Origin of the sequence: Allorhizobium sp. Av2, assembly GCF_021462805.2 — a bacterium.
Lineage (GTDB): Bacteria > Pseudomonadota > Alphaproteobacteria > Rhizobiales > Rhizobiaceae > Allorhizobium > Allorhizobium vitis_G.
This window is the reverse complement of record NZ_CP192697.1, coordinates 93,199-118,414: the sequence shown is the minus strand read 5'-3', so window position 1 is coordinate 118,414 and position 25,216 is coordinate 93,199. Positions and strand designations below refer to the sequence as shown.

Genomic DNA, 25,216 nt, shown 5'->3' with positions numbered 1-25,216 from the left:
CCGATGGTTTCCTAAAGAAGGCAGAGATTAACTGTCGATCAGGGTGTTAGGTTTTTCGCTTCAAGGCCGATGGTAATGGCCAGGAGGAACGCCACGACTGTCGCGGCCAGGAAAGCGAGGGTGAAGACGCCAACCGCCTTCAATCCTCCAATAGCCAAATCCTGCTTAAACCATCGAACCTCGGCTTGCGCGTACCAGAGTGTGGCAGCAGTCAGCGTCAGGAGACCGATCAGGACACCTTGTCCGTCGGGCATGAACATCAAGTCGAACGCCAGGCCGATGATGAATGCGAACGGCGCCGCGACATAACACTGGCTGAAGAAGGGCGGGCGGAGCGAGCTTCTGGTGATCCTTATCGACTTGCGCCGTAAAAGCGTGACTGCCATGCAAAGGGGATAGATCCCGAATAACACACCACGCGCGATGAGCAGGTTCGACACCGAACCCAGTTCCTTGGCGGCAACCGTGGTATCGTAAGTGGACGGAAAAGCAGTCGACAGCCCTTGGGACAGAAGCAGCGTGATAAGCAGGAACAAGGGAGGGCTCAGGGTATCGTCGTATTGATCCTCCGGTCTATCGGCAAGTTCGAGATCGGCGTATCGCATCATACTCAGAGGTCTCGTCACCGAGCGCCACACAGTGAGAGGATAAAACAGCAGCCAGGACACCAACTCGTAGAGCAATTCCTCAAGCGACTTGAGCAATTTCATGAAATCCAAGGCAGCCTCCCGTTTCGCCGCGTTGCCCATTTCACCGCGCTGTATGTCCGATACTCTTTGCTTAACAGCGCCGAGCAATCCCGTCACGAGACGAGTGTGATTTCTCAGAGAGGCCGCATTTGATGGATGGCATCAGTGGTCAATCGATCCGGTTCTAAAGTCCACCGATTGCAGAAAACCTCGCCGAAAACTGTAGGCATCAATGATCGGCCTGCGGCAAGTGTGACATGGCAGGGCGCTGAAGACGTCGAGGTAAGGCACGAGATCAAACCGCTTGCCTGCCGTCTTCCACCACACTCTATATCTCGATGGTTGTCACGTCGAATTGCGTCAAGATGGCAGGGCCGAAAGCGGTTGAAAGCGCCACGTCTGTGGCATCCCGTCCGATGGCCATGAGGATGCGGCCTATCCGGGGCTTGTTGTGTCGGGCATCAACCGTATGCCAGCGACCGCCGAGATAGACTTCAAACCATGCACTGAAATCCATTGGATTCGGATCATCAGGCACGCCTATATCCCCCAGATACCCGGTGCAGTAACGCGCCGGAATATTCATGCAACGGCATAGCGTGATCGCAAGATGCGCAAAATCGCGGCAAACGCCGGTTTGATCGGTAAAACCTCCAAAAGCCGTGCGGAGAAGATCAGCCTTCTGATAGTTGAAGGTGATATGGTTGTGGACGAAATCCAGGATCGCCTTCACCCGCGGCCAGCCCAAAGGGGTAAAGGAAAAGGTCTTCCAGGCGAAATCGGAAAGACGATCCGTATCGCAATACCGGCTGCCGAGCAGAAAGACGAGCACCTCATCCGGAAGATCCTTGATGTCATGCTGCCACGCATTTTCTGGCACAGGATCTGGAAGACCGCCATCGTAGATCTCGAATTCCGTAGAAATCGTTGTCAGTCCAGGTGGCGCGACGATGCGGCTACAGGCATTGCCGAAGCTATCAAAATAACCCCAGGCCTCGATCGGCCGGTCGAAACTCAGGACCTGGTCCTGCAGCAGATCGGTGCGACGGGATGGATGGATATTGAGCACCAGCAGCATGGCAGTCTCTTGCTGGCATTCGTAACCTATGCGAAATCCCGCGCGTATCTTCATGATGAATAGGCATCCTCTGATAAAAAACTTCCGAAATACGGGCTACGAATGTTCGTTCAGGCGGCAAAACGCTCAAGCGAGCGAGCTGTTCCATCTATGCTGCGGTATCGTTCAGATCATCGGTTGTAACGTTAACCTGGACGGACATCGTGTCGAAATCCGACGCGTCGCCGTCGTAGCTTCCGGAAAGCGGCACCGCTTGTTTTGGGTCACGCGCCACACCGACACGGATAAGATCGCGGTTTCCGACAATCCCGTTGGTGGGATCGAATTCCACCCATCCGGCACCGGGAAGATAGACCTGGCACCAGGCATGGGTGGAGCCGCCGCCAAGCTTCGTTGAGCCGTCGCGGTCGGGTACATAGATATAGCCGGTAACGAAACGGGCGGCGAGCCCGAGCGATCTGGCCGCCTCCATCATCAGCAGCGCAAAATCACGGCACGTGCCACGGCGAAGCCGGAGCGTCTCGAGCGGTGTCTGCGTTCCATGCTCGAGGCGCCGGGCATAGATGAAACTCTCGTGGATCGCATAACAAAGGGTCATCAGCAGGCGACCGGTTTCGGTCGGCTGACCGATCCGCACGAACTGCCGTGTCCATCTGCCAACCTCATCGTCTGGATCCGGAAAATGCCGTTTGATTGTCCGTTCCAGGTCGACCACTTCCTCCGGGTCGTATGCAAAAGGATAGTGGAGAGCTTCTGCATCGATCTGCAGATCCATTTCAACCTGCTGGGTATGGTCAAGCCGGATATTTGTCCCGAAGCAGAGTTCCCGCGCCTTGCCAGTAAACCCCACCAGCGCAACGCAATTGCCAAACACATCATGGATCCACCTGATGTAATCGGGTTTTGGACTGACATCCAGGTTAGAACTCAGAAGTGTCTGGTCAAAACTATCCCGCGGCCTGAACATCAATCTGTGCTCGCCGAATTCGACCGGTCTCTTATACCGATATGAGGTAATATGCCGGACAGAAAATATCGTCATTCAATCGCCAAACTGGAGTAGCGGAGGCACAGACTATCGTGGAAAGCAGCACGACTGCTGTAATACGCCCATCGTCTTGTCAGGCATTAGACTCCACTGACGGCTTTGCCGCAACGGATATTCCTGAAATTCGGAGTGTTTGCGCGTCTTTGATGTTTGATGCAAACAGGACGCGAGCGGCTGACCATCCAAAGTCAACGGCTGTCGGCGCGTCTGGCGGTCGGAAGGAGATCAGGCGCTGTCTGGATACAGTCCCTCCCCGCCGCCTTGGCTGCATAGAGCGCCGCGTCAGCCTGTAGAAGGAGGTCCGTCTTGCGCAGGCCCGGCATCGATTTCAAATTAGCGGCCCCGACGCTCACCGTGACGATGCGCTTTTCGCTTCCAACATGCTCGATGGCCAGAGTGCGCACGGCTGTACAAACGAGCTGCGCGACTGCCTCGGTTTCGGATATTGATGCATTCGGCAATACAACGGTCAGTTCCTCCCCACCATACCGCGCCACAATGCTTCCCGCAAATGACCTGGACGTCGCATGAACTGTGTTGGCGACAATCTGAAGACACTTATCCCCGGCCGGATGGCCATAGGTGTCGTTATAAGCCTTGAACCAATCGACATCGATAAGAAGAAGGCCAATATTGGCGCCTTGATCCTTGGCCCGGTCAAAAGCCTGGTCCATGGACGCTTCCAGACCACGGCGGTTCATCAAACCAGTCAATTCGTCTGTATCTGCCAACGCCGACAAGCGGTCGTTCAACTCATGCAACCGCGCCTCCCGTTGACAATGAAGAGTGATATCCGCGTAAACGATCATCGCCTCCCCCTCGCCCGTGATCCGCGTTCTTGCCTCGATTGAACGTCCGTCGGCCAGTTGAATCAGACGATCGCTGGGCCGGAACAGGCCTTCCGCAACACGATCGATGATAGGACCGATATCCGATTCAACGTGCGCTTCTTCATTGCGTTCGAAGGATGTCCGCAAGATTTCCCGGATGTTTTTCCCGGGCACCCTGACATCCGCCGTTTCCTTGAAGATATCGAGGTATCTCTGATTGGTAAAAACCAGCACGCCATCGCGGTCGAAAAGTGCCAAGCCATCCGCCATGGTCGCGAGCGCATCGGCGAGACGGATCTGTGCCGCGGCCAAATCCCTTTCAAGCCTTGTCCGCTTCATCTCCTGCGCAATGGCAAGAGCGGATAACAGGGTGGCTCCAAACAAGACCACCATGAATGGACCGACGGTCACGACGATCAGATTGCCCCAGACCTCAAAGGGACGGACAAAGAAGAAGCCGGCTACGCCGCTGACCGCGACGAACAAAGCAAGTGCTGCGATCTGCGGGAAAGTCGGGATCTTGCCGCGAAGCAATCGGCTTGCGATGATACCGATGCATGCAGCCGCGATGATTTGCGGGATGCCAACCGTTATGCCCACGCCTCCGATCATCAATCGCCTGATAATTCCCACAATAAGTGGTGGGATAGCCGCAATGGGGCCACCGAAGAAACCCGATATCGCGAGAAATGTATACCGGGTGTCCAGGAAAACACCGTCGGTGAAGCGAAATGGCAAGGCCATGGTCGCGACCAGCCCAACCGCCATGAGGCAGCCAAAAATCAACGAAAAGGCGCGCGATCCTTGGCGAGCGAGGTGTGGCCGGACAAATGTCCAGGTCGACGTTGTGATGGCAACGATTGCCAGGTTCGCAAGGAGTTCAGACCAAGGATACATTCAGTGCTCGCACGGTGATGCGATATTTATATCGGACCACTCTAAATAAAGCGATAGCGTGAATGGTTAAGAAGAGGCCGACCAAGGAAAGGTGTCGCTTCGCGGACTTGAAATCGAGCGGATGGAGGTTTGTGAAAGCCTGATCATTCTGTTTCCGCCTTCCCATCGACGGATTTCCGATGGAAGTGCGACGGGTAAATTTCACGCTAACGTCAAACCGTCATTTCTGCCGATCATTGGCATGTCACCATCAAAATTTCTGTGCAATGCGTCAGCAATCAAGAAAACAAGAGAGCCTCAGCCCTGTCTGGTTACAATCTAACCTGACAGGGCTGAGAGAGTGATTGCACAAAACCTCTGAATGGTGCCAGTAATCCAGTCCTGCGATGCCGTCTTCAGCAACTTACATTCGGAATGGGACGGCGATGCTTAATCCGGCCAGCGCAGCATGGAATCGAAGCGATGGCGGCCCCATTCTTCATGCGGCGTGTTGATCACTTCATTCGACGCTCTCGCCTTGTCGAGTTCTTCCACCAGACGGTCACGCACGATGACCTCTTGGCCCGGATGCAGATTGCAAGGATCGAGATAGAAATAATGATGTTCTGCCTCATGGTCGCGAACGATGATCGGCGGATTGCCACGGGCTAGCGCGCCTGCCAGATCATAGGCGCTGATATGGGCTTCTTGTGGTGAGAGGATCACCCGCAGGCGATCCAGCGGATTGTGGGTTGGGTCTGGCTCAACCAGCGCCGTTACACCGGGGCGGCCATCCAGCGCTTCTTTCCACAGATGCAGATAGCCGGTTTCAGTGGCGCGTACCGCTGCATGGTCACGCTTTTCCCAGGCTTCCAGCGCTGCCATGACGCCAAAGACGCTTTCCTTACCCACTTTCATGCCCCGGCCAATGCCCATGTTTTGCAAATAGGCATTGCGCACCAGATCCTTGCGCCCGGCAACAATGCCCGATGTGGGGCCGCCGAGGAATTTATGACCGGAATAGAGGGCAATATCCGCGCCCTGATCGAGGAAGGTCCGAAGGTCATATTCCGATGCGGCATCGACAATCACCGGCACACCGCGCGCATGGGCGATCTCGACAAATTCTTTCAAATGCAGAAGGCCATAATGCACCACGTGGTGCGAAACGACATAGACGGCGGCGGCGGTGTTTTCCGTAATGGCATTTTCCATATGGTAGCGGTGCGCAGACGTTGCCTGCCCCACCAGCACCACCTTGCCGCCGCCCAGACGGATGGATTGATCGACCGGCGCGCCATAGCTGACCAGATGGCCCATCTGTACCAGCACTTCGTTCTTGGTCGTGCTGACATCCGGCAGCTTTTCAATGGCCAGCAGATCCGGCCCGGTAATTGTGCCTGCCACGGCAAGGCTGATGCCTGCTGAGCATGAGGCGGTGATAAAACCTGCTTCAGCCCCGGTCAGCCGGGCAATAATGGCGCTGGCTTTGCACTGAAGATCACTGATTTCCACAAATTGCGGCAGAATCGCCGTCATGGCGGCAATCGCCTCCGGCACCACAATGGATGCGCCAAGGCTGGTCATGGTGCCGGAAACATTGATCACCGGGCGAAGGCCGAGCTGGGTGCGAATATCGTTGGTCATAAGCTTTTCCACTTGTTGTGGGCAAAGGCCCGTCATTTCTACAATCGACAGCTATGCCGTTATAATGTAATAGCCGATCATTCAGGTAAGGATCGTATGATGGATAGCAAGGCACGCACGGTATCGGTTGCCGTAGACAGCCAGCCCGTTGAGGCCCCGGCGGAGCGGCGCTCGCGCGTCAGCGGCATGGACCGCGCCTTGCAGGTGCTGGATCATCTGTATGAAACGGGCGCGCCCGTTGGTCCTTACGCCATTGCCAAGGCGGTTGGCGCACCGCTGTCCACCATTTACACCATCATTGACGATCTGGTGGACAAGAACATGCTGACCCGCAGTGGCGACGGGGCCATCTGGCTCGGCCCACGGCTTTACCATTATGGCCTTGCCTATTCCCGGTCGCTCGATTTTATCGGCATTGCCACGCAGGAAATGCATGATCTGTGCCGCGAAGCGGGCGAGACCGTGCAAGTGTGCGGTCGCGACAATGACCATATGCTGGTGTTGGCCATGGCCGAGGGGCCAAGCCATTTTCAGGTCGCCTCGCGGGTTGGCACCCGTGTGCCGCTGAACTGGACGGCGTCTGGCCGCCTTCTCGTTGGCCATTTGCCGGAAAAGGAGCGCATAGAACTGTTTGCCCATTGCGCCCGCTCGTCGCCAACCGGGCGTGCCGAGGTGGATGCGCGGACACTGTCGGATGCGGCGGCAAGGGCCTTTGAGCAGCGCCTGTCGATTCAGGCAGGCGAGTCCGATTATGCGGTGGCCTGTATTGCCTCGCCGATTTGTGATCGGGATGGTGCCTGTGTTGCTACCATCTCCATCGTCTTGCCAGAGCAAAAGGCATTTTCTGACGGCAATCCCTATGTGGGCCATGTTCAGGCCTCGGCGGAGCGGATCGAAAAGCGCATGGGTTGGCGGGTTCACTGAGAGGGCCTTTCTCATTCGTGCAACGCCACAATCACTTCGATTTCCACGGTGATATTGCCCGGCAGTGAGCCAAAACCAACCGCCGAGCGGGCGTGCTGACCCGCCTGCCCAAACACTTCCATGAACAGGTCTGAACAGCCATTGATCACCTGCGGATGATCGCGAAAATCCGGCGCGGCGTTGACCATGCCGAGCATTTTGACAATTTTGCGCACGCGGCAGAGATCACCCAGCGCATCATGCATCACGGCAATCAGGTTGATGCCGGTGAGGCGGGCGTGGCGATAGGCATCTTCCAGCGGCACGTCGTCACCAACTTTGCCGGAATAGAGAAAGCCATCTGCCTCGCGTGGACCTTGACCGGAGAGAAACAGCAGATTGCCTTCCCGCACATGGGTGACGAAATTGGCGATTGGCGGTGGGGATGGCGGCAGCGCAATGCCCAGAGCGGCAAGGCGCTCATAGGGTGTTGGCAATCCGGCATCGGTGGAGGGTGAAGTCATGCTCACGCGGTTTCCAGTTCTAGAATTATCGAATGCATTTCAACGCCACGAATACCCATGGCTGTGGCGCACCAGTTTGCGGGCGCGCGGAATGTAGCGGCTGGCGGCAATGGCCTCGCGGCCAATCACGGCATGGCGGGGCTCAAACAACTGGGTCAGGCGGGCAACATCGCCGTTGGAATCTGTTGCCTCGAGATCGGAATCGACCAGATCGAAAATGGTGAAATCCGCCTTTGCGCCCGGCACCAGCCGATCCTGCATCGATAACCGAATGACGGAGGCTGGCGCATGGGTGACCGCCTCCACCACCTTCTCAAACGGCATGCCCACTGAGAGCAGCTTGGACATGGTGGTGGCCAGATCCCAAACCGGAAAATTCATCGAATGCCCATGCAGATCGGTGGAGATGGAAAAGGGCAAAAGCCCCCGTTTGATGGCCGCTTCCGCCACCTTGAACGAGAAGGAGGCACCGCCATGGCCGATATCCAGCCGGATTCCTTCGCCAGCACAGCGCTCGGCGAGGTTATAAAGGTCTTCGTCCTCCATAATGCTGGACCCGGCCTTGCCGTTAAAGCAATGGGTGATGACATCGCCGGGGCCTAGAATTTCCAGCACTTCATCGTAAAGTGCGGGTGGTTCGCCAACATGCACCATCATTGGAATTTTCAGGATTTTGGCGACTTTCTTGCCGAGTTTGACCGGAGTTACGCCCCATGATCCGGTAATAACATGGCTGGCACGCACTTTCAGCCCAACAATATGCTCGCTGTTGTCCGCGTAGCATTCCAGAATGCGGTCGAGATCAATATCCTTGATGTCTCGCAGTTCCGGCACGCGGTTGCAGGCCACCAGACCAATCGAGCCGAGGTTCAAGAAGGCTTTGATCCGCTCCCGCGATGGTTCGATTATATATTCGCGAAAACCGTGGAAATTGGCTTCTCCGGCAGAGCCTGCATCGACCAGCGTGGTCACGCCGCGTTCGGCCCCGCATTCCGATGGGCGAATGGAAATATCCGTGCCGCCATGCCAGATATGCACGTGCAGATCGACCCAGCCGGGCGAAATCCAGGCCCCTTTGCCATCGATCACTTCGGCATCTTCTGTTAGGGCGATGTTTTGTCCGACCTTGATGATCTTGCCATCCGCGCCGATCAAAATATCGATGGCCTGCGGGGGTGTTGTCTCGCCAAAGGCCAGAGGACGCAGGTTTTTCAACAGCAGGAGGCCCAAGCCTTGTTCCTGTGGCAGCATGGTCAAATATCCTTTTGCAGTCTTGGGTCGAGCATGTCGCGCAAACCGTCACCGACGATCTGAAGCGACATCACAGAGAGAATGATGGCAAAGCCGGGAAACAGCGTCATCCAATCGGCCTGATCGACATATTGCCGACCAGCCGCAATCATGGTGCCCCAGGTAGGGATTTCCGGGCTGACGCCAACGCCCAGAAACGACAGGCCCGCCTCGGCCAGCATGGCGCTGGCGAACAGAAATGTAGCCTGCACCAGAATGGGCGACATCAGATTGCGCAGCACATGCCGCACCATGATGTGTGTGGTGGAAATACCAAGCGCACGGGCCGCTTCGATATAGGGCAACTCGCGGATCACCAGTGTGGAAGCCCGCACAATGCGGGCCAAGCGAGGTGCATAGACCACTGAGAGGGCAATGATCACGGTGGTGAGCGATGGCCCAAGCGCCGCTACCAATGCGATGGCCAGAAGAATATCCGGGAAAGCCATCATCGCATCAATCAGCCGGGCAATTGGGGTGTCCAGACGGTGAAAAAAGCCTGCGAGAAGTCCAAGCGTGACGCCAATCAGCGATGACAGCACCACGACGGAGGCCCCAACCAGCAGAGAGAGCCGCCCCGCATAAATCGTACGCGAAAATACATCGCGTCCAAACTCATCCGTGCCAAACCAGTAGATTCCGCTCGGCGGTTTGAGCCGGTTCATGATCGAAAGTTTATAGGGCGAATAAGGGGCGATCCACGGTGCCAACACCGCCAGAAGCACGAAGATGGCGAGAATGCATAGGCCAATCGCCACGGTCTTGCGGCGCAAAAGGCGGCGCAGAAAGCGCAAGGTTTCTGATTGCGGTGGGGGTGTGCTCTCAAAGGATATGGGTTGGGTCATCAGTAACGCACCCTCGGGTCAATCAGCAGATAGAGCATATCAATGGCGAAATTCACCAGCACATAGAGACCAGCAATCACCAGCAAGGCCCCTTGGATAACCGGATAATCGCGGCGCAAAACAGCAGAGACCACGAGACTGCCAATGCCGGGCAGGCCAAACACTGTCTCGGTGACAACCGCGCCGGAAATCAGCACCGCCGCCGTCAGCCCCACCACAGTGAGGATGGGGATCAAGGCGTTCTTCAGCGCATGACGTAGCACCACATGCCGCTCTTGCAGGCCTTTGGCGCGGGCGGTGCGCACAAAATCATCGCCCAGTACATCCAGCATAGAGGCACGGGTAAAGCGCAGGATCAGGGATGATGAGACCAGACCCAATGCGATGGCGGGCAAAGTCAGATGGTACATCCGTTCCAGAAAACTTGTTCCCGGCCCGCCGTAACCGGAGACGGGAAATAGTTGCAGCTTGACCGCAAAGAACTGCATGAGGATCAAACCAAGCCAGAAGCTGGGAATGCTGGCCGCCAGCATGGCAATGGCCGTCACCGCTTGATCGAGCCATGAGCCGCGTCGATAGGCGGCATAAATACCAATGGGCAGCGCCAGCACGCAGGCAATCAGCAGCGCAAACAGGGTGAGGAAAAAGGTTGGCTCGGCCCGTTGCAACAGGGCTGCCCCCACAGGCATATCCAGAAAGATCGAGCGGCCCAGATCACCCGTCAACAAGGCCCCGATATAAAACACGTATTGCGAGATCAGCGATTGATCCAGCCCCAGTTTGGAGCGCAGATCGGCAACATCTTGCGCTGACGCATCCGGCCCCAGCATGACGGCTGCGGGATCACCGGGGGTGACGCGCACGATGATGAACACAATGGTCACCACCAGAAACATCACCACAATCATGCCAAGCAGGCGCTTGACGATATAGCTGATCATGATCTGCCCTTTCGTCGCTTGGATTTATAGGGCATTGGCGGCAATCACGTCGCTGAGCCAATGGTAAGATTGTTTGGGAATGCGTTGCAGGGTGGGATAATCGACGTAAACCAAGCCAAACCGCTTGGAATAGCCACGGCCCCATTCGAAATTATCCATCAGCGACCAGGCGAAATAGCCTCTGATGTCATGGCCCTCATCCAGCGCATCCAGCAGCGCATTCAAATAGCCGTTGAAATAGGCGATGCGGTCGTTGTCGATCACCTTACGGTCTGGGCCAAGCGCATCCGGGTAGGAGGCACCGTTTTCAGTAATGTAAATGGTTGGCTTGCCATAGCGGGCGCTGGTATCGCGGATCTGCTCCAGAAAGGCCGCCGGATCAACTACCCAGTTGACATCGGTGAGTGGTCCCATGCCTGTTGGGGGTGCTGTTTCCGATACGCCAAAAGTGGTGTTTTTATTCGGGCCAACAAACACCGGATTATAGTGATTGAGGCCGAAGAAATCCATTTTTTGCGAAATGGCGTCCATGTCACCCGATTGAATGAAGGGCTGCATGGCATCGGCAATCGGCTCCGGGTAGGTGCCGAGCCAGAGTGGATCAACAGTCACCCTGCGCCACAGACAATCACCCAGAATGCGCGCTTCTTCATGGGCCGCATCGTCATAATGTGGGCGCACTGGGCCAAGGGAAACAATATTGCCCACCTCAGCTTGTGGTGCTTCTGCGCGCACTGCTGATACCGAATAACCATGGGCAAGATTGAGCGTGTGGATAGCCTGAAGGCTGGAAGGATAATCCTGCTTGCCGGGCGCGTGACGCCCGACATTGTAGGCCACCCATGGAATCACATTCGGTTCATTGATCGGCGCAAAACGTTTGACCCGATCACCAAAATGCCTGGTGATAACGGCGGCGTAATCGGCGAAAATCTTCGCCGTATCGCGATTGCGCCAGCCGCCGTTGTCTTCAACGGCGACAGGCATGTCCCAATGATGCAGGCAAATCCACGGCTCAATCCCCTCATGCAAGGCAAGATCGATCACCCGGTCGTAGAAATCCAATCCCCGTTGATTCACCTGCCCGCTGCCGGTTGGAAAAATGCGTGGCCATGCGGTGGAAAGCCGATAGGCCTTCACCCCAAGCCCGCGCATCAGCGCGATGTCTTCCGGGTAGCGGTGGTAATGGTCGCAGGCAATATCGGCGGTATCGCCATTGGTGGTGCGGCCCGGTGTGTGGCTGTAAACATCCCACACGCTGGGTCCGCGCCCATCGGCATGGACAGCACCTTCCGTTTGAAAGGCAGAGGCCGCCACGCCCCAGAGAAAATCAGGAGGAAAGGATCTCGACATGATGTATTGCTTCACTTTGAAAGGTAAAAACCGGGAAGGGTAAGAACCCGCTTATTTCTTGGAGCTGACATTCCAGAAGTAAGGCCATGGCGATGGATGAAAGCCCTCAAGCGTCTTGGCCTTGGCCGAGAGCGCATTGAAATCACCCACCTTGAACACCGGCGCATCCTCATAGAAGGTCTTCTGAATCTCCGCGAAAAGCTTCTGGCGCTTGGCAGGATCAGATTCTGCAATGAATGGCTCAATCGCCTTGGTTTTTTCAGGCGTCGACCACCAGCCGGGGTAGCTATCCGACATCCAGCCGTTCAGCACGGGCTCTGGCGGGAACGGGCCGTGGGTGATGAAAATATCCCACAAGGCAGGATCGGCACGGCGCGTTGTCAACGTGGCCCAATCATAGATTTGCAGATCAACCTTGAAGCCCGCAGCTTTCAGATATTCCGCCGCCACCTGCGCCATTTTGTGGTGAAATTCATATTGGCGGCTGGTGAGAATGCGCACTGGCTTGCCATCATAGCCCGCCTCTTTCATCAACTTGGCGGCGGCTTCAGGGTCGCCACTGCCATAGCGGGCAATGCCTTCCTTGGTGTGCCAAACATAGCCTTCAGGATAAAGCGCGCCATCAACGGCAAAGAATTCCGGGTTGCCAAAGGCGGCCAGCAGCATGTCCTGCGGGTTCAATGCTACCTGCACGGCATGACGCAAGGTCTTGCTAGTCATGATGCCCTGTTTGGTGTTCATCACAAACACCGGCGCACCGTAGGGCTTCAGCACCACGGGATCAGAGGCTTTTGAGCCTTTCAGGCGGTCATAGCTTTCCGGTGCGAGTGAGTCTGTGTAGTCAAACTGACCGGAGACTGCGCCTTCAAGCCGTGTGTTTGCATCTGGCACGGGAATGAAGCGGATTTCGTCGAGAATGGCTTTGCGTGCACCACCAAAGCCGTTCGCGGCATCGGTTCTGGGCACATAGCCATCAAACCGCACCAGTTGGATATATTGGTCTGGCTTGCGCTCTTTCAGCATATAGGGGCCAGTGCCGATGAATTTCGTCAAAGGATCGGCAATGGTGGATTTTGGAATGATCACGGCTGCGGAATTGTTGAAAGCCAGCAGCGACAACAGTGGCGCGTAAGGTTTTTTCAGCGTGATGCGAATGGCACTGTCGCCCTGCGCGGTCACCTTGTCGATATAGGCCACAACCTGTTTGCCGCGTGATGCGGTTGCGAGCCAGCGCTCAATCGAGGCCACTACGTCAGCGGATGTCATCACCGAGCCATCATGAAATTTCACGCCCGAGCGCAAGGTGATGTCATAGGTTTTGCCGTCATCACTGATGGTGGGCATGGTCTCAGCCAACAGCGGAATGACATTCCATTTGTCATCGAAGGTAAACAGCGTTTCAAACATATGCTGTGTGGTCATGCCGACCAGATCGGCGGTGGAGGCCATCGGGTCCAGTGTTGGCGGCTCGCCGATGGTTGCGACGTTGATGACCCCGCCCTTGTCTTGGGCCAGACCAGGCCCCGGCAAAAGTGCAAGTCCAGGTAAAAGTGCAAATGCCAGCGTTGCCAGCAATCCCAATTTGCGTTTCATGACGTTCCCCTTTTATTATTCTGTAATTACGCAATACAGATCATAATTAAAGACTATCGGAACGTCACGGCCTGTCAATGCCTGTTAGCGATGATGCACGAACTGAAAACAAAAAGCCGTACTGCCTGGAGGGCGCGAGATCTCTGATACGAAGATTCATTAAAAATGACTCTTCGTATTCCTTGTGAAAATATCTCAAGCATCTGATGCATTTGAGATATTTTCAATGTCTTCAAGTTGAGGATGCGTGAGCATGTCAGAGATTTGGTATGAATCAGAAAAACCAATGAAGGCCTCCGGATTGTGCGTGCTTTTAGCTCCGTATATACAGAACCTCGAAAAATATATTTTCACGGAAATAAGATAGAAGTGTCGCGATGACAGTACGATCCCGCACCCTCGAAACCTATGAGGTTCTGCGCCACGACTTGCTCAACGGCCGCTTTATCCCTGGGTCGAAGCTCAAGATCGATACTTTGTGTCGGCAACTTGGCGTCAGCCCAGGGGCGGTGCGAGAGGCTTTGGCGCGTCTGACATCAGATGGTCTGGTTGTCGCAGAGGCTCAGCGCGGATTTCATGTTACCCCGATCTCGATCGAAGATTTACAGGATTTGACCGAGGTACGGATAGAAATCGAACTTCGCTGCCTTCGCCGATCGATAGCCAAGGGGTCTTTGGCCTGGGAAGGTCATATCAAAGACATCAGCCATCAACTGCACCATACCTCGATGTCTGATCCTGACCGCAGCAATACCGTTAGTCCTGCCTGGACTGAACTTCATGCGGCATTCCATGATGCCTTGGTTCTCGCATGCGATAGTCGCTGGTGGCTGAAGCTTCGCGACTCCATGTTCTGGCAGGTCGAGCGATATAGACGCATGGCGGTCCCATTCATGAAAGAGCCCCGTCACGTTGACATTGAGCATGCTGAAATCGCTGAAGCCGTCCTGGCGCGCGACACAGAACTCGCATGTTCCCGGCTTGAAGCGCATCTACGCAAGACGAGTGATCTCCTTTTGCGTCTAGACGGCCCCTTTGAAGGCCTCTTTTCAAAACCGGGAAGCAACGTCAGTCATTCACTTTCACAAGCCGGATCGCCAGTCCCCACATCAACGTAAACCCCAGACAGTTCCCAACCATCAACGCCAGGCATTGTCATGCAATTTGGCGGCTTCCTCGCTCAGCAAAGGGCCGATAACCTCGACGCGGCGCTGGCCCGCCTCGAAAACCACACGGCATGGCAGGTCGAGTGTCGGATTTTCAGGATGATTGCCTGTCATCGCCTTCAATTGGCTCTCGCTCAAACCAAAAACCACCCGCCCAATCCCAGCCCAATAGGCCGCACCGGCACACATAGCACAAGGCTCGGCTGACGTGTACATGGTGCATTGATTCAGACGTTCGGGCGTGTAGGCTTGCGAGGCGCGGGTCATCAGAACTCGTTCTGCATGCCCCGTCATGTCGCGCGTCGGGTTATAGGCGTTTTCCTGTTCCATCAGCACCTTACCATCCGGCCCGACCAGAATAGCACCGAAAGGATGGTTGCCTGCTTCCTGGGCCCTCAGCGCGACCTTGAAGCTGAGACGAAGGAAGTATTCGTGATCGAGACCGGTCACGGGCGAAAACGTCATTGTCATACTCCTTGCAAAATCGGCTTGAAGGTGCGCGATGAAAAGTCGAATGACAAGCACAGTTTTCCGGCTTTATCGTTCGAGAAAATGAAACGGTGGGCCGCCAAATGCAACTCATCTCCTCTTCCGTAATCCTGCTGGATGCCTTCGCCCTCGCTGGTTCTTTCCGGGAAGCCGCTTAAAAACTGAATATGTCCGCCTCGGTGATCAACTGGCAGATCATCAGTCTGGAGCACGACACAGGACTGCCCTTGCTGGAACGATTGCCGCGTGGTGTGCAGCCCACAGCAGCAGGGAGCGGCTGCTTGCGGTCTACGGTTCCCACAGGAGAAATTCAGGGTGATGAGGAAAGAGGGCCTGCTTTCTCAGCTGGCATAGGGTCGTGCGGTTGCAAGGGTCTGGCCGGTTCAGGTTGAACCAGACAGACCCTAAAGGCAGGAGTATCTCAATCGGCTATCTGCCGATCAACGTTGATGGATTATCGCTCTTCGGCAACGAACCGGTTTTCGATTGAACCCAACCCGTTTACCTCGACGCGAACGACATCGCCCGGCTTCATGAAGGTTTCGGTTGCAATCCCAACATTGGACGGTGTTCCGGTTATGATGATGTCACCCGGTTCGAGAGTCATAACGGTTGAGAGATAGGAAATCTGATCCCAGATATCGTAGATCATGTCGCCCGTAGACGTGCGCTGTCTTTCCTCGCCATTCAGCGAGAGAGATAGCGTCAAATTGTGCGGATCTGGAACTTCGTCTGCCGTCGTGATCCAGGGGCCGATGGGGCCGTGGGTGTCAAAGCTCTTGCCGAGCGTATAGGTCGGTGAGCGGAACTGCCAGTCTCTGGCGGTGACATCATTGGCCACGAAATACCCGGCGATCACCGATTGCGCGTCTTCGCGCTTCACATGGCGGCACCGTTTGCCAATGATAAAACCCAGCTCAGCTTCATAATCGACCTTTTCGGAGACGCTGGGCAGCACCACATCGTCATAGGGTCCATTGATGCAGGTCACCTGTTTGTTGAACCACAATTGTGACTTTGGCGTGGGTATTCCTGCAGCTGCCGCTTCCTCGGCATGGGCCCTGTAGTTCATTCCGATCGCGAGAAACTTCCTGGGATCGGTGATTGGTGCAGCAAGCTGAACATCTGCCAAAACAAAAGAAGGGCCATCAAGCGCTTCGAAAGCCGGTCTTAATTCATCCAACCGCTCAATCAGCGCCTTCATTGAGCTTCCGCATTCAGGAGCTGCGGAACTCAGATCAATGATCTCAGAGCCCACGACTTTACCGAGTCGAGGCTTTCCCTCGACAATAAATCTTGCCAGTTTCATTCTATTATCCTTATTCCTGATCACCCGGTTCTACGGGACGAATGCTATTGACCGAAACTCCAATTCCCGGACCTGAGAAGGCTACCATTTCGGTTTTGACGATTTCAAAACACGGCATATCTGCCACGGCGTTGACGATATGAAAGGTTGTCGGGAGCTGTTCAAACGTTGCCTTGTGCCAGTTGAAGCTGCCCTTGGCCCGCCAGCGCTTGAACTCGTATCCATCGAAATTGATGGCATCCGGCTTGCCTGCCCCCGGCGGTGGCGCAGGCGTCGTGATATAAGCGACATCTGCTCCCCCACCCTGAAACGGGTTCGTCCGAGGTACGTATTTATAGTACATGGCCGCTCCACCCCCGGAACCAGGCAGGCTCGGCGGGGCATCATCCTCTTCCATTTCACCAAGAGCGATGTCGAAAAATTTAAAGCCGAACCAGGACGCTTCGCAGGATGCCGTGGCTTTTTCCTTATCCCAGGTGATTTCCGGCATGTCGCAAAACAGTTTTGGAAAGCCCATTTCATCCCGCCCAGTCAGGATCGCATCAGGAGCCCCCTCCCAGATAACCGGGCAGAAAGACCCCTCCAATCGTTCGGTCTTGCCTTGATAGGTTACGGGAAAATCAATCGACAAAATGCCATAGCCACGCCCCGCAAGCCAATAAAGGTTCTTGAACCAGGCGCAGGAGACGCTGATGAGCGGCTCTCCGCGCAAGCTCATCCCGGGAGGCAGAAGCGCCTCTAACTTATCCGCACTGGTGCGATAGGTAATGGCCATCCATTCGGCATTCATCGTACCGGTTTCTTCCAGCGCCCACATGCCGCCGCCCGGCTTTTGGCGGGGACCTACGGCCGGCCCGAATACCGTGGGCATCCGATAGCGGAACTCCTGATTGAATTTGAACCCCATAAATCGATCTCCCATCAAATATGACAGATGCCTCTAAATGGCGACGTAACCATCCAACTGGCCTCTGATAACTGGCTACACATCTCAACAATCCGCGCCCGCAAAAGAGAGCCGCCGCAGATGCGCAATGCGGGTGGCATTACGACGTTTAGGGGTAAATCAGACAAGTCATAGGAACCTCCCTTCCGAATTATAAATATTTTACTTTAAAAAATATATTTTTTAAAGCCTCGTCAATCAAAAAGGTTAAAGACTGTTCCCTGACTTTGCTTAGGGACCTCTCCGCGGAGAAAGCCCAAGGACGGTACTCAAGTCGAATGCGAGCGCCGCATAAATAACGACGCCATCCTTCTGCCGTTCGGTGGAAAAATCAGCGAAAGCAGAGTTCGGATTGATGATATAGGCGGCGCCGAAATCGAGAATGCCATTGCCGAAAATGCCCGTGCTTCCATGCACATCGAACATGAACATATCTTGTGGCTGCTTCTGATCGACGCCTGAGAAGAACCGCCGCGCATTGCGCTCGTACTCGGCTCGCTCCTCGCTGATACGAATATAGTGAACAGAGGCGCCGACACTTGCCAGCGGATTGGCTTGCCAGAACCCCGAATATTCAACACCTGCATAGGCTTCCCATGGATAGGAATGACCTTCACCGAAGTAATGCAAAATGCCGCCGTAAAGAGCGACGTTTTCCGGATTGAAACTATCCGAGGGATTGCTCCAAACCACCTTGCGGGTGTGCGCATATACTGCGGTCGTTCCGCTATCATGCGTGACGATCTTGGTATTGGCGCCGTAAGTCGGATTTCCCCATCCACTGTTGTAAAGCGTATCCTCATAAGGCGTGGACCGAAAATAGGCTCCAGCTTCAAGTTTAAACGGCTTGTCACTGTCCAGAAAGGTTTCGATATGGCGGACGTTGGCAACGGCAATATAGCCTTCGGCGTCTCCAACGCCCCATTCCCAACCTTCGCCATTCTGCCAGTTGTCCGGATTATCCTCGATCAAACCGAAGGCTAAAGTCGTGTTGGACGTCAGTTTATAGGCTGCTCGCCCGCCCCACACGGAACGCACATCATCCGGCAGGTTGAGGCTCACCCCCTGTGTCGCGTTTATACAGCTGATACCGCCGCAAAAGCCCCTGATCGAAAAATCCCGAGCCAATCCGATGCGGCCCGCTTCTATGGTCAAGCGGTCATCCAGAAAATCTGCCTCGAGCGAGAACCGGGCGAGAGCTGTATCGGTGGTGCCGGTGACCGGCGGAAGAAAGGCGGTCAAGTTGCCGGTGACATTCTTATTTGGCATGTTCACCGTTTCGGCAAATCTTATCCGAAGATCAGGCGTGAGATTGCCGGTAACGTCGATAAGGAACGATCCATAGCCGACTTTTCTGAAGCCATAGGCAGTCGCGCTCTGAGCGATATTGATATAGTCAACGCGCAGATCGATCCCATTGTCATGAAGCCAACGCCCGGCTTCTGCGAGCGGGCCGGAATAGACTGGCGGTGGGCCATCCAGAAAAGGTGGTTCTTGCGTACCAATCTCCGGATCGATGGCAAAGGCTGGAGCAGCCGTCGCAAACAGCAAAGGTATAGTGATCATGTATAGAATTCGCATTATTATCCTCCCCTAAGAATCGAACCTGCTCACTCCGTTGCATTTGGTTTGATTGACTGCTCCTCATTGCGACTGTGCTGCGGTGAAGCCTCTGACAAAGCGATGACGCAGACTGACAAGTCGATCAGGACCACCTCCCGTATGGTCCTGATGAAGCGAAGACGGCTATGCTGATCCGACGCCGATCGCCCCTAAGTGCCGGGACCGACATCATCGAAACAATGCTCGCAACGCTGCGTATGAAAGATGAGACATAGGATGCCGAAAGATTGGCCGTCCTTTCGACCAACACCAGCGCAGCGGTCTTGGTTATCATGGCTTCGGCTGTTTCATCCGGTGAACGTCTGACAAAAGCGCGGCGCCTTCAGCGCGGCAGCGAATAACGGTCGAACACAAGGTTCCGCCCATTTCTTCAGCATGACGATTGTTGTCGAAATGACTCTTCGTACCAGGATTGGCGACGGCATGCGTCATCGTTCCTTGTTTCAAGGCTTTCTCCTCCTCTTCTTTTAAATGTCGCGTGCGGCCTCCCAGCGCACGCTTCTCCTCGATCGGATCAACCAGCTGAGCCGGTTGATCCGCCACCCCTCCCCGAATAGCGGGGAAGAATTTACTCAAAAGCTGCTATCCGAGGTTTCCGGACCAGCATTGTCAGCAGCAATATTAAGTCACAGCATGATGATAGGTCGTCTCCCGGATACCGTGCTCCTCAACACAAGCCCCAAGAAAATCCATCGCCGAGCCGGGTAACGGCAAAATGTATAGGCCTCCTCTTTCCCGACCGCGCCTGCCAATCAATCGTCCCTCGCGCTGCCCGGATCAGACCTTAGGATCAAAGGCTATGCCGGGACGCAGGAAACCGGGTGTGGGAGGCGTGCCCCAAAGATTGAGCCAGCGTCCTGCCAGACCCTCCGAGATATCCCAGGTCCGTGGCTCGTAGGTCGCATCATTGTCGATGCGGTCAAGCTCGATGGAATTTTCCACCAGGCAACCATGGGGGTCGGCGTAATAGGTGAAGATATTGCCTCCGGCCCCGTGACGGCCCGGCCCCCAAACCATCGCCCGGTCCTTAAGGGTCAGATTGTCAGCAATTGCCGCGAGATCCTCAAGCGAGTGGAGATCAAAGGCATAATGGTGCAGCCCACTTTCACCCGGCCCCATCGCAATCGTGTGATGGAAACCGTCTTCGGCGCGGTACCACCGCAAGCCGTCCTCGCTTGTCATGTCCGAGAGCTTCATACCCAGCACCTTTGCGCAGAACTCGCCGAAGGCATGAGTATCGGGCGCGAAAGCGTTGATGTGCTCGATCCGGCGGGGTCTGGCACCGGGCGTCGAATAATTATACCGCCGCGGCTGGTTGCGGGCGATCGGCGTATGCACCTCGAAGATCGCACCGCCTGGGGCAACGATGCGCACGGCCTTGTCGTAGTGTTTTCCAAGCGGCTTGTCGTCGAGGACGGTCAGCCCGTCGGACAGCGCGCGTCGCTTCACCTCATCCACGGCGTCGGCGCTGACAGCTTCCAGACCGCAGGCCACGGCCTTGCCATCGCCCTTGATGTAGGTGAGTTCGTGATGGCGGTCGTTGCTGGAGAGATAGACCGTATCACCGTCCTGCTCCGTGATCCGAAGACCAACCACGTCACAAATATCTTTGGCCGCACCAAGCGGATCAGGCGAGGAGATGACTACATGTCCCATCTGCCGAATTAAATAGGTCATTTTCGTTCCTTCTATTTCACATCAAGTGCCGGGCTTTTCACATCAGGTTCCGGCCGCAAAGCCACCGAAAGCGCCACGGCAGAACAGCAAGGGTGGGCGATCCCGGACCACACTCAGTGTGAGCACATTGCCCATGACGAAGAGATGATCTCCCGCCTCATGCGCGCTATGCAGGGTGCAGTCGATCCAGGCGACAACGCCGTCGAAAACCGGCAGGTCAAGGCTGGAACGGCTGTGCGCAATATCCTGAAAGCGATCGGCATCCCGTTTCGCAAATCGCCCCGGAAGGTCGGATTGGTCATCGGCCAGGATATTCACGCAGAATGCGCCAGCTTTCGCGATCAACGGCCAGGTTTGCGAGCTATGCGCAGGCAAGAAACCAACAAGCGGTGGGTCCAGGGACACCGACGTGAATGAGCCAATTGTCATGCCAATCGGCTTATTGTCATGGTGCGCGGTCACAATGCAGACGCCGGTAGGGTAGTGACCCAGCGCGCGGCGAAATTCCGCCTGGTCGTGAGGGCTGAGTTGCTCAGCGGAGGCTCGTGCTTGGTTCAACATAGGATACCTCTCGTTATTGTGTCGCCAATCATGGGAAGGGCCGTATCGGGAGCGGCCTCATCCGGCTTTTGCCTGTGCGATACCGGATCACCGCACCCCTCCCCCTGACGTTGGTTTACTTTCCGGAAACTTCCGCCCCGGTCGGCCATTCTGGTGGGTAGTTCGGCAAAAGAGCGCCCAGCGCAACGGCAACCATTGTCAGCCCGGTCAAAATGGCAAACGGGACGAAATAGCTACCAGCCGCAGTCGCCATTGCGCTGGTCAGGAATGGCGTCAGGCCGAAGGACAGTGAGCAGATTGCCAGCGTCAAACCTTGGATTTGAGCAAAGGCTTTGGGTCCGAAATAACGGGCAACCAGGAACGGGCCGAGCGCAGATTCCGCACCCGTCGCAAATCCAAGAGAGCTCATTGCCACATAGAGCAGGAAAACCGAACCGTGATTGAAATAGGCAATGGTTAAGCCGATCGGAACCATGGCAAGCAGGGGTGCGATCACCCAAGGGCGTCTGCTGCGATCAAGGATCATGCCGCCAAGAAAAAGACCGACGACCGAAGCCACGAACAAAACAGATTGCGAAAATGCGATGTCGTTGAGATCAAAACCACGTTGCTGGAAGAAATCGACGGAGTTCTGTCGGACAGTCATCGGACCTGCGGCGGTGATCGCAAGAAAAAGCGTGATGAATATCCAGGTCTTGGTCCTGATCGCCGTCTTGAGTGGTATTCCGGCTGCATTCTCCAAATTCAGTGGGGAACCCGGCATGGGCAAGCGTTTGGAACCAGACGGCTTGGCGGGCTCAGAGATGAGAAAAAGCGCTGAGGGAATGCCAAGCACGGCGATGGTTGCTGCGACGACGAAGTAGGAACCGCTCCAACCAATGCCGCCCAGTTGGTGGAGGCCCGAGGCCGACCCATCACTGTTCGTCGCTCCATAAATCAACCACTGGAACAAGGGAGAAAAGAGCGCATTGGCGAAGCTTGAAAGCACCCCAACCAGTGCAAATCCGATCCCCCGATGCTCCGGAAACCAGCATGTGATGATTTTGAAAATCACGGCTAGGCTGGACATGAAGCCGAATAACGCGGCCAGGATGATCATGGGGGTCAAGATCCAGATCGTTCCGCTGACCAGCGGGATCATCGCGGTTGTCATGGCGTATAAAATGACTGCGGGTATAGCAACTGCTCTTGCCCCCCACCGATCTACCCAGGCGCCAGCAAGCGGCAGGATCAGCGGGGAGAGCAGCAACGGCAGCGCAACAAAAATCAGCAGCGCATCGGACTGCGCCCGATGGGTCTCCGCTGAGAAGGCTGCAATCACGAAAGGTGTCATAGCCGAAAGACCGGCAGGACTAATGACCATCAAGATCAGGCATCCAATCAAAGCCATCCTGGCTTTCCTGGGCGCACCAACCAAACTTGTGAAATATGCTCGTAATGTATTTCCCTCGAAAGGTGAAATAGTCGAAATTTGCGCCTGTTCCATGGAACATATGCCCCTTTTTTTTAATGCAGACGCCTGGCGATCCCTCCTCCAAAGACGGGGCTCGGCGCTGGTTTTATTTTCGACGATTGCGGCTGTCTGTTTCCTATCAATAAGAGATTATCGGGCCGCTCAGCCGACGAGCTCATCCCAGCCAGCGCGGGACGGTGCGGTGGACTTAGCGCCAAATGGGTTCGATCAAACACACTCGCGACATGTGTTCACGAGAGTGAGCAAACCTGCTGATTTCATCAGTCTAGAGCGCGCCCTGCACAATTGCTGGAACCGAAGCCTTGGTGCAAATTATGCAGGGCTATGCATGCTGGATTAAGTTTGCGTGCCTTATCACACGCAACACTCAACAGAGGTTGCCAATGGAAACTGGCAACCGGCGTTCTGAAAGACAAACTCTACAAAGAGCTCGAACGGCTGTCTGGCTCAAATCAACCCGGCAGACTTTAGTGTGGTGGCTTTGGCGGTATCATGGGTGCGCCCATTTTCTGGAAGGCACTCCAATGCTCAAGCAACTTTCCATTCCGCACCCGAAAAACGGTCAGAATATACCAGTCGTAGGTTTGCCCCGGGGCGGTGGGATCAGGCATCGGATGCTTCATCATCACGCACCCCATCTCCCCCTCAACAACGACGCTCACCACCGGAGGCGCCGGACCTCTACCCACTGGCACTTTTTTGAAATATTCAATCAGATTGGCCAGTCCATTACCGTTCGCATTCGGATCATGCTGAATATAGTCGTTGTCGGCATATTTCGTCATGATCTCGACGACATTCTCTTCAACCGTCCTGGCGCGCACCATCTTGGCAAGGTCGACCTGAAAATCGACAAGAAGGCGCTTTGTTGCGGCAACTTCCGGTGACGGCGATGCCGACACGGCCGCAATATAATCCTCCCTGTCCAGCCAGGTTTCATAAAGTTTCGGCTCGTGAATATGAGCGACACCGTCAATGATCGTGAAATCGCTCATATACTTAAGACCCCTTCGCTTCCAGATTAACGCGTTCCGGCACGGCACCGGCAAACATTGGGAAAGGTGTAATGCCAAGGAGACGCCGACCATTCACCTCCGCTTGAGGATCAAGCCGAACGGCACCGTGGGATGCCAGTACACGAACGTCACGGACAAAGCGCTGGATAGGGTTGCTGAGCGACATGGTCGATGACCCAAGCGTCTTCTGCAGCAGGTTAATGGCGTCTTCGCAAAGGCTTGCAACGTAAGCGAGGGTCAAGCTGATCTCTGAATCCTCGTCATGCGTAAAGTCTTGACCCTCCGCTGTCCGGGCATCGACCTGGTCTGCATAGCTCTCAATTGTCGCCTGGGCGACCTTGATCATGGCAAGCGCCTTGCCGGCCGCCACTTGCGCCGACGCCATGTCCGAAATTGTCGGATACGGAAGCGAAAAAGGCGGACGCTTCTTGGCCTGCTCCGCAAAACACGAAAGTGCCCCACGCGCCATACCGAGCGCAATCGACATATCACACAAGGACACGGTCACCAGATTGGCAAGCCCGCGCTGCTGATATCCAAAACCCTGGTATCGCGTATGCAATTGCTGGAAGCGCAGAGGATATTGGCTCAGATCAAGAAACCGGCGATCGGGCACAAAGACTTCTTCCTTGATGGCAAGGCTATTGCTGGCACTTCCAGACAAGCCCATGACGTGCCAGTCGTCCAAAATCTCATATTTCGAACGGTCAACGACAACAACGCCGCGCCCGGTACCACCAGCAACCTTTGGATCATATTCTATGCCCAGCATCGCCCATTTGGCGTGCTTGCACCCGCTACCGAATGCCCAGCGACCCTTGACCATCCAGCCGCCTTCGACTTTGCGACCTTCCCCGACTTTCGTCGCAAAAACGGACGCGCCGACAACGGTAGGGCCAGCCCAGCCTCGGGTATCTTCAAGAACTTCTCCAACAACCTCGCCCTCAAGGGCCAGCAGGTTCTTCACTCCAACGGCGACGAAACCAGCCCAGCCAGCCGATCCATCCGCCTCGCCCAGCGTGGCGATAATCTCGACCAGATCCCGCGCACCAAGGGCATAGCCGCCCCATTCCGCAGGCATGGCCATCTTGTAGATACCGATATCGCTGAGCGCCTTGAGAACATCCGGCGTCAAGGCGCCAATCTTCTCGCCTTCGCGAGCCTGCTCCCGAATGAGGGGAATAAGCGCCCTGGCCTTATCGCGGATATCACGACCCTTATCGGTCAGCCATTTCGACTCGACAGGAGATGAAGGCACTGCGGGCGGCATTGGGGGAAGGCCGGACATGGGCGGCAAACCGGGCATGGGTGGCATCCCTGGTGCGGGCTGCCCACTGG

The 25,216-nt window shown here is 55.6% G+C and carries 25 protein-coding genes; 3 read left to right on the top strand and 22 right to left on the bottom strand.

Translation table 11 applies throughout. The features are described from left to right. Positions 1-38 precede the first annotated feature (38 nt). The 5 genes from FS819_RS18600 to FS819_RS18580 all read right to left on the bottom strand — a co-directional run bounded on the left by FS819_RS18600 (position 39) and on the right by FS819_RS18580 (position 6,168). Positions 39-710: a permease gene (locus FS819_RS18600; RefSeq protein WP_234624711.1), complete on the bottom strand. Its 672-nt coding sequence runs from the start codon at positions 708-710 to the stop codon at positions 39-41. Positions 711-1,017: 307 nt separating this feature from the next. Further along, positions 1,018-1,821 (bottom strand): transglutaminase-like domain-containing protein, encoded by an 804-nt coding sequence (locus tag FS819_RS18595; RefSeq protein WP_156549850.1) that lies wholly within the window; start codon positions 1,819-1,821, stop codon positions 1,018-1,020. 94 nt (positions 1,822-1,915) lie between these two features. Beyond that, entirely contained in the window at positions 1,916-2,809 is an 894-nt protein-coding gene (locus FS819_RS18590; protein ID WP_156549848.1) for a transglutaminase family protein, read from the bottom strand. Positions 2,810-3,003: 194 nt separating this feature from the next. Further along, positions 3,004-4,413: a diguanylate cyclase gene (locus FS819_RS18585; RefSeq protein WP_234624701.1), complete on the bottom strand. Its 1,410-nt coding sequence runs from the start codon at positions 4,411-4,413 to the stop codon at positions 3,004-3,006. 558 nt (positions 4,414-4,971) lie between these two features. Continuing rightward, positions 4,972-6,168: an aminotransferase class V-fold PLP-dependent enzyme gene (locus FS819_RS18580; RefSeq protein WP_156549844.1), complete on the bottom strand. Its 1,197-nt coding sequence runs from the start codon at positions 6,166-6,168 to the stop codon at positions 4,972-4,974. A 99-nt stretch (positions 6,169-6,267) separates the two neighbouring features. Here FS819_RS18580 and FS819_RS18575 point away from each other — a divergent pair, with 99 nt between their 5' ends. Beyond that, positions 6,268-7,092 carry an IclR family transcriptional regulator gene (locus FS819_RS18575; protein WP_197434131.1) on the top strand — a complete coding sequence of 275 codons (825 nt, stop codon included), beginning with the start codon at positions 6,268-6,270 and terminating at the stop codon, positions 7,090-7,092. An 11-nt stretch (positions 7,093-7,103) separates the two neighbouring features. On the opposite strand, the gene FS819_RS18570 is transcribed toward FS819_RS18575, so the two are convergent. From FS819_RS18570 to FS819_RS18545, 6 genes are read right to left on the bottom strand one after another with little or no spacing between them, the layout of a single operon-like run. Further along, entirely contained in the window at positions 7,104-7,595 is a 492-nt protein-coding gene (locus tag FS819_RS18570) for a RidA family protein (protein WP_156549961.1), read from the bottom strand. 39 nt (positions 7,596-7,634) lie between these two features. Continuing rightward, on the bottom strand, positions 7,635-8,846 hold the full coding sequence (locus tag FS819_RS18565) for an amidohydrolase/deacetylase family metallohydrolase (RefSeq protein ID WP_156549840.1): 1,212 nt from the start codon (positions 8,844-8,846) through the stop codon (positions 7,635-7,637). Positions 8,847-8,848: 2 nt separating this feature from the next. Further along, complete coding sequence (locus FS819_RS18560; protein ID WP_156549838.1) at positions 8,849-9,730, bottom strand: ABC transporter permease; 882 nt, start codon at positions 9,728-9,730, stop codon at positions 8,849-8,851. Then, positions 9,730-10,671 carry an ABC transporter permease gene (locus FS819_RS18555; protein ID WP_197434130.1) on the bottom strand — a complete coding sequence of 314 codons (942 nt, stop codon included), beginning with the start codon at positions 10,669-10,671 and terminating at the stop codon, positions 9,730-9,732. The genes FS819_RS18560 and FS819_RS18555 overlap by 1 nt, the downstream gene beginning before the upstream one ends. A gap of 24 nt (positions 10,672-10,695) precedes the next feature. After that, positions 10,696-12,024: a GH1 family beta-glucosidase gene (locus FS819_RS18550; RefSeq protein ID WP_156549836.1), complete on the bottom strand. Its 1,329-nt coding sequence runs from the start codon at positions 12,022-12,024 to the stop codon at positions 10,696-10,698. 51 nt (positions 12,025-12,075) lie between these two features. Further along, positions 12,076-13,617: an ABC transporter substrate-binding protein gene (locus FS819_RS18545; protein WP_234624700.1), complete on the bottom strand. Its 1,542-nt coding sequence runs from the start codon at positions 13,615-13,617 to the stop codon at positions 12,076-12,078. A gap of 377 nt (positions 13,618-13,994) precedes the next feature. Between FS819_RS18545 and FS819_RS18540 the strand changes: the two genes are divergently transcribed. Further along, positions 13,995-14,735 carry a GntR family transcriptional regulator gene (locus FS819_RS18540; protein ID WP_156549833.1) on the top strand — a complete coding sequence of 247 codons (741 nt, stop codon included), beginning with the start codon at positions 13,995-13,997 and terminating at the stop codon, positions 14,733-14,735. A 21-nt stretch (positions 14,736-14,756) separates the two neighbouring features. Here the strand turns inward: FS819_RS18540 and FS819_RS18535 are convergent, their stop codons facing one another. Both FS819_RS18535 and FS819_RS18530 read right to left on the bottom strand, forming a co-directional pair. Then, complete coding sequence (locus tag FS819_RS18535) at positions 14,757-15,248, bottom strand: nucleoside deaminase (RefSeq protein ID WP_156549831.1); 492 nt, start codon at positions 15,246-15,248, stop codon at positions 14,757-14,759. A gap of 2 nt (positions 15,249-15,250) precedes the next feature. Beyond that, on the bottom strand, positions 15,251-15,484 hold the full coding sequence (locus FS819_RS18530; protein ID WP_156549830.1) for a hypothetical protein: 234 nt from the start codon (positions 15,482-15,484) through the stop codon (positions 15,251-15,253). Between FS819_RS18530 and FS819_RS18525 the strand changes: the two genes are divergently transcribed. Beyond that, positions 15,440-15,664, top strand: coding sequence for a helix-turn-helix domain-containing protein (locus FS819_RS18525; RefSeq protein ID WP_409050067.1), 225 nt, complete (start codon positions 15,440-15,442; stop codon positions 15,662-15,664). The genes FS819_RS18530 and FS819_RS18525 overlap by 45 nt on opposite strands. Positions 15,665-15,726: 62 nt before the next feature. Here FS819_RS18525 and FS819_RS18520 read toward each other — a convergent pair whose 3' ends face one another. The 9 genes from FS819_RS18520 to FS819_RS18480 form a co-directional block, all read right to left on the bottom strand. Further along, positions 15,727-16,581, bottom strand: a complete 855-nt coding sequence (locus FS819_RS18520) for a fumarylacetoacetate hydrolase family protein (protein WP_156549828.1) — start codon at positions 16,579-16,581, stop codon at positions 15,727-15,729. A 10-nt stretch (positions 16,582-16,591) separates the two neighbouring features. Beyond that, complete coding sequence (locus FS819_RS18515) at positions 16,592-17,488, bottom strand: acetoacetate decarboxylase family protein (RefSeq protein WP_012653511.1); 897 nt, start codon at positions 17,486-17,488, stop codon at positions 16,592-16,594. A 270-nt stretch (positions 17,489-17,758) separates the two neighbouring features. Continuing rightward, entirely contained in the window at positions 17,759-19,108 is a 1,350-nt protein-coding gene (locus FS819_RS18510) for a carbohydrate porin (protein ID WP_156549827.1), read from the bottom strand. A gap of 312 nt (positions 19,109-19,420) precedes the next feature. Beyond that, on the bottom strand, positions 19,421-19,726 hold the full coding sequence (locus FS819_RS18505; protein WP_156531948.1) for a hypothetical protein: 306 nt from the start codon (positions 19,724-19,726) through the stop codon (positions 19,421-19,423). Between the two features lie 201 nt (positions 19,727-19,927). Then, positions 19,928-20,827 (bottom strand): VOC family protein, encoded by a 900-nt coding sequence (locus tag FS819_RS18500; RefSeq protein WP_156549826.1) that lies wholly within the window; start codon positions 20,825-20,827, stop codon positions 19,928-19,930. Positions 20,828-20,869: 42 nt separating this feature from the next. Beyond that, a complete protein-coding gene (locus FS819_RS18495) occupies positions 20,870-21,388 on the bottom strand; it encodes a flavin reductase family protein (RefSeq protein WP_156531947.1) in 519 nt (172 codons plus the stop codon). A 115-nt stretch (positions 21,389-21,503) separates the two neighbouring features. Beyond that, positions 21,504-22,874, bottom strand: a complete 1,371-nt coding sequence (locus FS819_RS18490) for an MFS transporter (protein ID WP_156549824.1) — start codon at positions 22,872-22,874, stop codon at positions 21,504-21,506. Positions 22,875-23,329: 455 nt separating this feature from the next. After that, positions 23,330-23,857, bottom strand: a complete 528-nt coding sequence (locus tag FS819_RS18485; protein WP_156549822.1) for a nuclear transport factor 2 family protein — start codon at positions 23,855-23,857, stop codon at positions 23,330-23,332. A 4-nt stretch (positions 23,858-23,861) separates the two neighbouring features. Further along, complete coding sequence (locus FS819_RS18480) at positions 23,862-25,184, bottom strand: acyl-CoA dehydrogenase family protein (protein ID WP_234624699.1); 1,323 nt, start codon at positions 25,182-25,184, stop codon at positions 23,862-23,864. Positions 25,185-25,216: the final 32 nt, after the last annotated feature.

Bases quoted from the DNA above. Each gene is read 5' to 3' on its own strand.
- FS819_RS18565 (WP_156549840.1), bottom strand. From the start codon at position 8,846: ATGCTGCCACAGGAACAAGGCTTGGGCCTCCTGCTGTTGAAAAACCTG.
- FS819_RS18495 (WP_156531947.1), bottom strand. From the start codon at position 21,388: ATGTTGAACCAAGCACGAGCCTCCGCTGAGCAACTCAGCCCTCACGAC.
- FS819_RS18550 (WP_156549836.1), bottom strand. From the start codon at position 12,024: ATGTCGAGATCCTTTCCTCCTGATTTTCTCTGGGGCGTGGCGGCCTCT.
- FS819_RS18540 (WP_156549833.1), top strand. From the start codon at position 13,995: ATGACAGTACGATCCCGCACCCTCGAAACCTATGAGGTTCTGCGCCAC.
- FS819_RS18595 (WP_156549850.1), bottom strand. From the start codon at position 1,821: ATGAAGATACGCGCGGGATTTCGCATAGGTTACGAATGCCAGCAAGAG.
- FS819_RS18545 (WP_234624700.1), bottom strand. From the start codon at position 13,617: ATGAAACGCAAATTGGGATTGCTGGCAACGCTGGCATTTGCACTTTTA.
- FS819_RS18515 (WP_012653511.1), bottom strand. From the start codon at position 17,488: ATGGGGTTCAAATTCAATCAGGAGTTCCGCTATCGGATGCCCACGGTA.
- FS819_RS18485 (WP_156549822.1), bottom strand. From the start codon at position 23,857: ATGAGCGATTTCACGATCATTGACGGTGTCGCTCATATTCACGAGCCG.
- FS819_RS18590 (WP_156549848.1), bottom strand. From the start codon at position 2,809: ATGACGATATTTTCTGTCCGGCATATTACCTCATATCGGTATAAGAGA.
- FS819_RS18535 (WP_156549831.1), bottom strand. From the start codon at position 15,248: ATGACGTTTTCGCCCGTGACCGGTCTCGATCACGAATACTTCCTTCGT.
- FS819_RS18575 (WP_197434131.1), top strand. From the start codon at position 6,268: ATGGATAGCAAGGCACGCACGGTATCGGTTGCCGTAGACAGCCAGCCC.
- FS819_RS18555 (WP_197434130.1), bottom strand. From the start codon at position 10,671: ATGATCAGCTATATCGTCAAGCGCCTGCTTGGCATGATTGTGGTGATG.
- FS819_RS18560 (WP_156549838.1), bottom strand. From the start codon at position 9,730: ATGACCCAACCCATATCCTTTGAGAGCACACCCCCACCGCAATCAGAA.
- FS819_RS18500 (WP_156549826.1), bottom strand. From the start codon at position 20,827: ATGACCTATTTAATTCGGCAGATGGGACATGTAGTCATCTCCTCGCCT.
- FS819_RS18525 (WP_409050067.1), top strand. From the start codon at position 15,440: ATGTCCGCCTCGGTGATCAACTGGCAGATCATCAGTCTGGAGCACGAC.
- FS819_RS18570 (WP_156549961.1), bottom strand. From the start codon at position 7,595: ATGACTTCACCCTCCACCGATGCCGGATTGCCAACACCCTATGAGCGC.
- FS819_RS18580 (WP_156549844.1), bottom strand. From the start codon at position 6,168: ATGACCAACGATATTCGCACCCAGCTCGGCCTTCGCCCGGTGATCAAT.
- FS819_RS18510 (WP_156549827.1), bottom strand. From the start codon at position 19,108: ATGCGAATTCTATACATGATCACTATACCTTTGCTGTTTGCGACGGCT.
- FS819_RS18480 (WP_234624699.1), bottom strand. From the start codon at position 25,184: ATGCCCGGTTTGCCGCCCATGTCCGGCCTTCCCCCAATGCCGCCCGCA.
- FS819_RS18600 (WP_234624711.1), bottom strand. From the start codon at position 710: ATGAAATTGCTCAAGTCGCTTGAGGAATTGCTCTACGAGTTGGTGTCC.
- FS819_RS18585 (WP_234624701.1), bottom strand. From the start codon at position 4,413: ATGGCGGTTGGGCTGGTCGCGACCATGGCCTTGCCATTTCGCTTCACC.
- FS819_RS18490 (WP_156549824.1), bottom strand. From the start codon at position 22,874: ATGGAACAGGCGCAAATTTCGACTATTTCACCTTTCGAGGGAAATACA.
- FS819_RS18520 (WP_156549828.1), bottom strand. From the start codon at position 16,581: ATGAAACTGGCAAGATTTATTGTCGAGGGAAAGCCTCGACTCGGTAAA.